The organism is Streptomyces sp. NPDC048352, from assembly GCF_040651895.1.
Taxonomy (GTDB): Bacteria; Actinomycetota; Actinomycetes; order Streptomycetales; family Streptomycetaceae; genus Streptomyces.
In genome coordinates this window covers 1-9,410 of sequence record NZ_JBEZKZ010000132.1, presented here as the reverse complement: position 1 = coordinate 9,410, position 9,410 = coordinate 1, and the positions used below count along the sequence as shown (strand labels likewise).

Sequence of the window (9,410 nt, the reverse complement as noted above, 5' to 3'; positions counted from 1 at the left end):
GCTCGGGGGGGCGGCGCCCCGTCGCCCCCACCGCGGGGGGGCTTGACCAACCGCCCCGCGGGGTTTTGTGGCGGGGGGGTCTGGGGGCGGAGCCCCCAGGAGGGGTCCGGGCGCAGCCCGGGGAACGGTGGAAGGGCGGGGAGGGACCAGCCCCGCGCAGCGGCCCACGCACCCACGCCCCACTGGCCCCCGCCCCGGGTCCGACGGCTGGCGCGTCAAGAAGGGGCAGAAGACGGCATTGCCGGTCCGGCAAGGACAATCCCGGGCGGAATCGTGCAGACCGGCAGCCGTCCGCCGCCACCCGGCTACGGTCCGAACATGTCTGACTGTTACTCACATGCATGGCAGTGCGCGTTATGGCCGGTTGAGCGGAACCCGCTCATGATGCGCCCATGACACACAACCTGACGCGCCGTCAACTCGGCCGCAACGCCCTCCGTACCGCCGCCGCCCTCGGGCTCACCCGGATCGGCCTCGGCAGCGCCGCCGCGGCCGAGCCCCCCGCCGCGCACTACGCCCCCGCCGTCGTCGTCGGCTCCGGCTACGGATCCGCCGTCGCCGCGCTGCGCCTCGGGCAGGCGGGCGTCCGTACCGTCGTCCTCGAGATGGGGCGGCTGTGGGACACCCCCGGCCCCGACGGCAAGGTCTTCCCCTCGACCTCCGCGCCCGACCACCGCTCCATGTGGTTCCGCAACCGCACCGAGGCCCCGCTCGCCCAGTTCCTCTGGCTCGACGTGGTCAACCGCGACATCAGCCCCTACCCCGGGGTCCTCGACCGCGTGCACCACGGGGACATGTCCGTCTACGTGGGGCGGGGGGTGGGCGGCGGCTCCCTCGTCAACGGCGGCATGGCGCCGACCCCCAGACGCTCGTACTTCACCGAGGTGTTCCCGGGGGTGGACGCAGAGGAGATGTACGGCACGTACTACCCCCGCGCCCGCGCCATGCTCGGCGTCAACGACATCGACCCCGCCTGGTTCGAGTCCACGGAGTGGTACCGCTTCGCCCGCACCTCCCGCAAACACGCCCACAACACCGGCCTGAAGACCACCTTCGTGCCCAACGTCTACGACTTCGACCACATGAAGCGCGAGGCCGCCGGCACCGCCCCCCGCTCCGCGCTCGCGGGCGAGGTCATCTACGGCAACAACCACGGCAAGAAGAGCGTCGACAAGACCTACCTCGCCGCCGCCCTCGGCACCGGCAACGTCACCATCGAGACCATGCAGCACGTGGTCGGCGTACGGCAGGACCCGGCCGGCGGCTACGTGCTGACCGTACGGACCAGCGACGTCACCGGCCGCGTCACCCAGGTCCGCGAACTCGGCTGCGGGCAGCTGTTCCTGGGGGCGGGAAGTCTGGGGACCACCGAAATCCTGCTGCGCGCCCGCGAGACCGGCACGCTGCCCGCGCTCAGCGAGAAGGTCGGGCTCGGCTGGGGCCCCAACGGCAACGTCATGACCGCCCGGGCCAACCACCTCTGGGACACGGTCGGCTGCAACCAGGCCACCATGCCCGCGCTGGGCATCGACGACTGGGACAACGCGGCCAACCCCGTCTTCGCGGAGATCGCCCCGCTGCCCATGGGCATCGAGCACTGGATCTCGATGTACCTGGCCATCACCAGGAACCCGGAGCGCGGCCGCTTCACCTACGACGCCGCGAGCGACTCGGCACGGCTCGACTGGAGGCGGGAGCAGAACGCCCCGGCGGTCGCGGCGGCCAAGAACCTCTTCGACCGCATCAACCGCCGCAACGTCACCGTCTACCGCCACGACCTCTTCGGTGACAACCGGGCCTTCGCCGACGACTTCACCTACCACCCGCTCGGCGGCTGCGTCCTCGGCGAGGCCACCGACGCCTACGGGCGGGTCAAGGGGTACCAGGGGCTGTACGTGCTCGACGGCTCACTGGTGCCCGGCTCGCTCGGCGTGAACCCGTTCGTGACGATCACGGCCCTCGCCGAGCGGAACATGGACCGGATCCTCGCCCGGCCGTAGCCCCGAGCCGTAGCCCGGGCCGTAGCCCCGGGTCCCAGCCGCGGGTCTCAGCCCCGGTAGAGAGCGTCGATCTCGTCCGCGAAGTCCTTCGCCACCACGTTCCGCTTGAGCTTCAGCGACGGCGTGATGTGGCCGGACTCCTCCGTGAACTGCGAGCCGAGGATGCGGAACTTCCGCACCGATTCCGCCTTGGACACCGCCGCGTTGCCGTCGTCGACGGCCTTCTGGACGGCGGCGACCAGCTCCGCGTCCTCGCGCAGCTCCGCCGCCGTCACCCCGGCCGGCTTGCCGTTCTCCGCGGCCCACCGGCCGAGGAACTCCTCGTCGATGGTGACGAGCGCGGCCACGAACGGCCGCCCGTCGCCGACCACCATGCACTCCGCGACCAGCGCGTGCGCCCGGATCCGGTCCTCGATCACCGCGGGGGCGACGTTCTTGCCGCCCGCCGTGACGATGAGCTCCTTCTTGCGCCCGGTGATCTTGAGGTAGCCGTCCTCGTCGAGGGTGCCGACGTCGCCGGTGTGGAACCAGCCGTCCGTCATCGCCTCGGCGGTTGCCGCCTCGTTCTTCCAGTACTCCTTGAAGACGTGCTCGCCGTGCACCAGCACCTCGCCGTCGTCGGCGATGCGCAGCACGGAGCCGGGCAGCGGCTGGCCCACCGTACCGATCTTCTGCTTGTCCCACGGGAGGAAGGCGGTGGCCGCGCAGGTCTCCGTCAGGCCGTAGCCCTCCAGGACCGTGAAGCCGATGCCGCGGAAGAAGTGGCCGAGCCGCTCGCCCAGCGGGGCGCCGCCGGAGATCGCGTACTCGCCGCGCCCGCCGAGGACCGTGTGCAGCTTGGAGTAGACCAGCTTGGAGAACAGCTTGTGCTTGAGCTTCAGGCCGAAGGACGGGCCCGAGGGGGTGTCCAGCGCCCGGCTGTACGCGATCGCCGTCTCGGCGGCCGCGTCGAAGATCTTGCCCTTGCCGTCCGCCTGGGCCTTGGCGCGCGCCGAGTTGTAGACCTTCTCGAAGACGCGCGGCACGCCGAGGATCAGCGTGGGCCGGAAGGACTGCAGCTCGTCGGTGAGGTTCTTGATGTCCGGTACGCAGCCCAGCCGGATCGGCGCCAGCACCGCCGCCACCTCCACCAGGCGCCCGAAGACGTGCGCGGCCGGCAGGAACAGCAGCACCGAGCACTCGCCGGTGCGGAAGAGCGGCTTCAGCCGCTCCACCACGTTGCCGCACTCGGCGAAGAAGTTGCGGTGGGTCAGCACGCAGCCCTTGGGGCGGCCGGTGGTGCCCGAGGTGTAGACGATCGTGGCCGGGTCGTCGGCGACCGCGAGGGCGCTGCGCGCGTCCACCTCGGCGTCGGTGACCTTCGCGCCGGCGGCCGCCAGCACGCCCTGGGCGTCCTGGTCGACCTCCCAGACCTCGCGCAGCTCCGGCAGCCGGTCGCGCAGCGAGGCCACGGTCGCGCTGTGCGCGGGGCTCTCCACGATGACCGCGACGGCCCCGGAGTCGCCCAGGATCCACTGGACCTGCTCGGGGGAGCTGGTCTCGTACACGGGGACGGTGACGCCGCCTGCGGTCCAGATCGCGAAGTCGAACAGCACCCACTCGTAGCGGGTGCGGGAGATCAGGGCGACCCGGTCGCCGGGCTCGATGCCCGCCGCGATCAGGCCCTTGGCGGCGGCCCGCACCTCGGCGAGGAACTCCGTCGCCGTCACGTCCTGCCACCGGCCGTCGACCTTGCGGGCGATGACGGCGGTGTCGGGATGCTGCGTGGCGTTGCGGCGGACGAGATCCGTCAGGTTCCCGTCCGACGGGACCTCGTACAGGGCCGGAAGGCTGAACTCGCGCAAGACTGCTGCTCCTCTGGGCGCCATCGCCACCGTGTGGACCGACCGGACGTTACCCACCGGTAGTGGGTTCCCGATAGAGGGAACCGGCCAGATGTTCCGTGCGTCACATTCTGTACATCGCGATGCGCCGCAAGACCCGCCAATACGCTGCCGACAGTAGTCGACCGTGTTCGAGACTCGGAAGTAACCGCAGGTCCGGCCGCCTGCGACCCGCCCTCTACCCGGCCGGAGCCGGGCCGCCCTAGGGTGGCAGCCATGGGTGGCAGGAAGAGTCGTACGCGGGTCCACGTCGTCAGCGACGTCCACGGCAACACCGAGGCGCTCGCGCGGGCCGGCGACGGCGCCGACGCGCTCGTCTGCCTCGGCGACCTGGTGCTCTTCCTCGACTACGCCGACCACTCGCGCGGCATCTTCCCCGACCTCTTCGGCGTCGAGAACGCCCACCGCATCGTCGAGCTGCGCACGGCGCGGCGCTTCGCGGAAGCGCGCGAATTCGGCCGCAGCCTGTGGGACGGGCTCGACAGGGAGCGGCTGATCGAGGAAGCGGTGCGCCGGCAGTACGCGCAGATGTTCGCGGCGTTCCCCAGCCCGACGTACGCCACGTACGGCAACGTCGACGTCCCCGGGCTGTGGCAGGAGTACGCCGGCCCCGGCACCACCGTGCTCGACGGACAGCGGGTCGAGATCGGCGGCCGCGTCTTCGGCTTCGTCGGCGGCGGCCTGCCGTCGCCGATGCGCACGCCCTACGAGGTCGACGAGGAGGAGTACGCGGCCAAGGTGGAGGCGCTGGGCGAGGTGGACGTGCTCTGCTCGCACATCCCGCCGGAGGTCCCCGAGCTCTGCTACGACACCGTCGCGCGCCGGTTCGAGCGCGGGAGCGAGGCCCTGCTGGCCGCGATCCGCCGCACGCGGCCGCGGTACGCGCTCTTCGGGCACGTCCACCAGCCGCTGGCGCGGCGGGCCAGGATCGCCGGCACCGAGTGCGTGAACGTCGGGCACTTCGCCGCCACGGGAAGGCCGTGGGCCCTGGAGTGGTGACCTCCGCACGCACGGTAGCCTGCACGCGGCGGCCGCAGGCCGCACACTTCCTCGACATTCCCCCAGCTACCGCTGGGAGGTGCCCCCAACCCGGAGGAGCCACCGCGATGGCGGAACACACCAGCTCAAGCATCACGATCGACGCCTCCCCGGCGGACGTGATGGCCGTGATCGCCGACTTCGCCCGCTACCCGGAGTGGACCGGCGAGGTGAAGGAGGCCGAGGTGCTGGCCACCGACGCCGAGGGCCGCGCCGAGAAGGTCCGCCTGCTGCTGGACGCCGGAGCGATCAAGGACGACCACACGCTGGCGTACAGCTGGAAGGGCGCGGACGAGGTCAGCTGGACGCTGGACAAGTCCCAGATGCTGCGGCAGCTGGACGGCTCCTACCGGCTGGCCCCGCTGGACGGCGGCCGCACGGAGGTCACCTACCAGCTGACGGTGGACGTCAAGATCCCGATGCTGGGCATGATCAAGCGCAAGGCGGAGAAGGTCATCATCGACCGGGCGCTGGCCGGCCTGAAGAAGCGCGTGGAAGCCCGCGCCTGAGGGCCGCCCTTTTCCGGCGCGCCGCCCGCGCCTGAGGCCCGGCCTTTTCCGCCGCGCCGCCCGCACCGCCGCGCCGGACCTCGTCCGCCGGCCGGGAGCGGGGCCCGGCCGCGGCCGCCGGGACGGTCCGTCGTCCGCGGGCGGCCGCCGCTGCGCGGAGCACAACGAGAGGCACAGCCATGCACACCCTGCTCGTCACCGGCCCCGGAGGGGCAGGACGGAGCACCGTCGCCGCCGCGACCGCGCTCGCCGCCGCCCGGGCCGGGCAGCGGGTGCTGCTGCTCTCCGGCGGCGACGGCGCGCCCCTCGGGGAGACGAGCCCCGACCCCCGGCTCCGGCTCGCCCCCATCGACTCCGGCGAGGAGTTCCGTACCGAACTCGCCGCGCTCCAGGACCGCGGCGCCACCCTCCTCGGCATGCTCGGCGGCCGCCCCCTCGGCGCCGAGGAGCTGACCGAGCTGCCCGGCGCCGAACAGTTCGCCCTGCTCCGCGGCCTGCGCAGGGCCGCCGCCGCGCCCGGCACCGACCTCGTCGTCGTGGACATGCCCCCGCTGCACCAGGCCGTGGCCACCCTCGCCCTCCCGGCCCAGCTGCGCCGCTACCTCGCCCGGCTGCTGCCCGCCGAGCGCCAGGCGGCCCGCGCCCTGCGGCCCGTACTGGCCCAGCTGGCCGGGGTGCCGATGCCGGCGCAGTGGCTGTACGAGACCGCCGCCCGCTGGGACAAGGAGCTGGCCGCCGTCCAGGCCGTCGTGGAGGCCGGCACCACCCGCGTCCGCCTGATCGCCGAACCCGGCCCCGCCGCCGCCGGCGCCCTGCGCACCGGGATGCTCGGCCTGGCCCTGCACGAGCTGCGCGTCGAGGCCCTGGTGGCCAACCGGCTCGTGCCGCCCGGCTCCGCCGCCGCCGACCCCTGGGCGGCGGGCATCGCCGCCCAGCAGCGGCGGTTCCTGGACGAGTGGGGCCGCGACCTGCCCGTCGTCGAGCTGGCCCACCTCGGCCGGGACCCCCGGGGCACCGACGACCTGGAGGTCCTCGGCGCCGCCCGCGGCATCGCCCCCACCCCCGCCGCCGTCCCCGCACCGGGCCCCGGCTGGAGCGTCGAGGACCGCCTCGCCGAGGACGGGGTGCTCGTCTGGGCGATCCCGCTGCCGCGCGCCCGCAAGAGCGAGCTCGACCTGATCCGGCGCGGGGACGAGCTCCTGATCGCGGTCGGCCCGCACCGCAGGATCGTTCCGCTGCCCTCGGCCCTGCGCCGCTGCACCGTCTCCGGAGCCGCCCTCGCCGACGGCTCCCTCCGCGTCCGCTTCACCCCCGACCCGCGGCTGTGGCCCCGGGAGCGCTGAGATCCGTACCGCCGTTCGGGTAACGTCGAAGGGAGACCTACCGCAGCTGCCGCCAGGAGAGTCCGCCATGAGCGAGGCCACCGACCGCCCCACCGACGACGACGCCTGGGCGCGGGCCTGCGCCGAGGACCTCGCCGCCGAGAAGGAGCGCCGCCACCGCAGGGAACAGGGCTCCGGCACGGGTACCGGGCCCGGCACCGGGACGGCCGCCGAGGAGCTGTACAAGCTCTTCGAGGCCGTCGCCGACAAGGTCTCCTCCCTGAACAACCCGCTCCTCGGCGCCGCAGCCCAGGACGCCGTACGCCAGTTCGTCAACCAGGCCAAGACCGCCGCCAAGCCCGTGGTCGAGCGCAACCCGGAGGTTTTCGGCCACCTCGCGGCGGCCGGGTCCGAGCTGCTCGCGGCCTACCGCTCGGCCGTCGAGGGCCACGAGCGCCGCTGGACCCGCGACGAGGCGCCCGCCCCCCGCACGTCCTCCGACGAGGGCGACGAGGGCCCCGGTACGGGCCCGGCCGAGCGGATCGATCTCGACTGAACCTCCGCCGGCCTCGGGTACGGTTGGCCGTGGCGGGGCTTGACCGGAAACCGAGGGACTAATGGGACTCACCATCGGCGTCGACATCGGCGGCACGAAGATCGCGGCCGGCGTGGTCGACGAAGAGGGCACCATCCTTGAGACGTACAAGGTGCCCACCCCGCCGACCGCGGACGGCGTGACGGAGGCGATCTGCACCGCCGTCTCCGAGGTCAGCAGCAACCACACCATCGACGCCGTCGGCATCGGCGCCGCCGGATACGTCGACGACAAGCGCGCCACGGTGCTCTTCGCGCCGAACATCAACTGGCGGCACGAACCCCTCAAGGACAAGGTCGAGCAGCGCATCGGCCTGCCGGTCGTCGTCGAGAACGACGCGAACTGCGCCGCCTGGGGCGAGTACCGCTTCGGCGCCGGCCAGGGCCACGAGGACGTCATCTGCATCACCCTCGGCACCGGCCTCGGCGGCGGCATCATCATCGGCAACAAGCTGCGGCGCGGCCGCTTCGGCGTGGCCGCGGAGTTCGGCCACATCCGGGTCGTCCCCGACGGCCTGCTGTGCGGCTGCGGCAGCCAGGGCTGCTGGGAGCAGTACGCCTCCGGTCGCGCCCTCGTCCGGTACGCGAAGCAGCGCGCCAACGCCACCCCCGAGAACGCGGCCGTCCTGCTGGGCCTGGGTGACGGCACCGCCGAGGGCATCGAGGGCAAGCACATCAGCGAGGCCGCCCGGGCCGGGGACCTCGTGGCCATCGACGCCTTCCGCGAGCTGGCCCGCTGGGCCGGCGCCGGCCTGGCCGACCTGGCCTCGCTCTTCGACCCGTCGGCGTTCATCGTCGGCGGCGGCGTCTCCGACGAGGGCGACCTCGTCCTCGACCCCATCCGCAAGTCCTTCAAGCGCTGGCTGGTCGGCGGCGCGTGGCGCCCGCACGCACAGGTGCTGGCCGCGCAGCTCGGCGGCAAGGCCGGGCTCGTGGGCGCGGCGGACCTGGCCCGCCAGGGCTGACGCCCCCCGCTTTTCGGCCGTGACTGCCCGCCGTGCCCCCTGGGGGAGCGGCGGGCAGCTGCGTATGTTGCCTCACATGCTGCCTCCCATGCTGCACATGCCGCCGAAGTCCGTGACCGAGCCCGACGGTTCAGCCGTGATCCGGGCGCTCAGCTACAACATCCGCTCGCTGCGCGACGACGAGGACGCGCTCGCGCGGGTCATCCGCGCCTGCGCGCCGGACCTGGTACTCGTCCAGGAGGCGCCGCGGTTCTTCCGCTGGCGCAAGCACGCGGCCAGGCTGGCCGCGAAGACCGACCTGGTGGTGCTGGGCGGGGGTGCGACGGCGGCCGGGCCGCTGCTGCTGTGCTCGCTGCGCGCCTTCGTGGAGCGGACCGAGGACGTCCTTCTGCCGCGCACCCCCGGCCTGCACCAGCGGGGCTTCGCGACCGCGGTGGTCCGCTTCGGGGCGGCCCGGGTCGGGGTGGTCAGCGCGCACCTGTCGCTGGACGCGGGGGAGCGGCGGGCGCAGGCGGACCTGCTCCTGGAGCGGGTGGCGGGGCTGGGCGCGCCGCACGTGATCGCGGCCGCGGACGTGAACGAGGCGGCGGGCGGCCCGGCCTTCGGCCGCCTGTCGGGGGCCTTGCAGGACTGCTGGACGGTGTCCCCGTGGGGCGGGGGCGACACGTTCCCGTCGGCGGCGCCGGACCGGCGGATCGACGCGGTGTTCGCCTCGCGGGGGGTGGAGGTGCTGACCTGCGGGGTCCCCGCGGGGCTGGCGGGGGTGACGCAGCGCGACCTCCGCTCGGCCACCGACCACCTCCCGGTCCTGGCGACCCTCCGGGTGCCGGCGGTGTGACGCCGGTGCGGGCCCGCTATCTCCCCCTCGAGGCGGTGGGGGCGGGTCGGTGGCTGCCCACCCGCCCCCCGGGCGCGGGTGAGTGGCCGGGGGAGCGGAAGCCCGTCGGGCGGTCTCACAGCCGGTTTGGGGGTTTCCCGTCAGTCCCATCGTCGTTCCGTGTCGTGCCGGCCTGTCAAGGGCGCTCGCTGCGCTCGCGTCACTGCGTGATCGCCTTCGGCGACCCTTGACAGCCCGTCCCGCCCCGGAAAGCCGAAAGAC

8 protein-coding genes are annotated in these 9,410 nt (G+C 73.5%); 7 read left to right on the top strand and 1 reads right to left on the bottom strand.

The window, feature by feature from the left end; translation table 11 throughout:
- The first annotated feature begins 392 nt into the window (after positions 1-392).
- Positions 393-2,000: a GMC oxidoreductase gene (locus tag AB0D45_RS34025; RefSeq protein ID WP_362466409.1), complete on the top strand. Its 1,608-nt coding sequence runs from the start codon at positions 393-395 to the stop codon at positions 1,998-2,000.
- A 47-nt stretch (positions 2,001-2,047) separates the two neighbouring features.
- Here AB0D45_RS34025 and AB0D45_RS34020 read toward each other — a convergent pair whose 3' ends face one another.
- Complete coding sequence (locus tag AB0D45_RS34020) at positions 2,048-3,844, bottom strand: AMP-dependent synthetase/ligase (protein ID WP_361610676.1); 1,797 nt, start codon at positions 3,842-3,844, stop codon at positions 2,048-2,050.
- A gap of 255 nt (positions 3,845-4,099) precedes the next feature.
- On the opposite strand from AB0D45_RS34020, the gene AB0D45_RS34015 reads away from it, so the two are divergent.
- The 6 genes from AB0D45_RS34015 to AB0D45_RS33990 all read left to right on the top strand — a co-directional run bounded on the left by AB0D45_RS34015 (position 4,100) and on the right by AB0D45_RS33990 (position 9,149).
- A complete protein-coding gene (locus tag AB0D45_RS34015) occupies positions 4,100-4,882 on the top strand; it encodes a metallophosphoesterase (RefSeq protein ID WP_362466407.1) in 783 nt (260 codons plus the stop codon).
- Between the two features lie 107 nt (positions 4,883-4,989).
- Positions 4,990-5,430: an SRPBCC family protein gene (locus tag AB0D45_RS34010; protein ID WP_361610680.1), complete on the top strand. Its 441-nt coding sequence runs from the start codon at positions 4,990-4,992 to the stop codon at positions 5,428-5,430.
- 179 nt (positions 5,431-5,609) lie between these two features.
- Positions 5,610-6,773: an ArsA-related P-loop ATPase gene (locus AB0D45_RS34005; protein ID WP_362466404.1), complete on the top strand. Its 1,164-nt coding sequence runs from the start codon at positions 5,610-5,612 to the stop codon at positions 6,771-6,773.
- Between the two features lie 67 nt (positions 6,774-6,840).
- Entirely contained in the window at positions 6,841-7,308 is a 468-nt protein-coding gene (locus AB0D45_RS34000; protein WP_361606610.1) for a DUF5304 domain-containing protein, read from the top strand.
- Between the two features lie 61 nt (positions 7,309-7,369).
- Complete coding sequence (locus AB0D45_RS33995; protein WP_361606607.1) at positions 7,370-8,311, top strand: ROK family glucokinase; 942 nt, start codon at positions 7,370-7,372, stop codon at positions 8,309-8,311.
- Positions 8,312-8,387: 76 nt separating this feature from the next.
- Positions 8,388-9,149 (top strand): endonuclease/exonuclease/phosphatase family protein, encoded by a 762-nt coding sequence (locus AB0D45_RS33990; protein ID WP_362466400.1) that lies wholly within the window; start codon positions 8,388-8,390, stop codon positions 9,147-9,149.
- Positions 9,150-9,410: the final 261 nt, after the last annotated feature.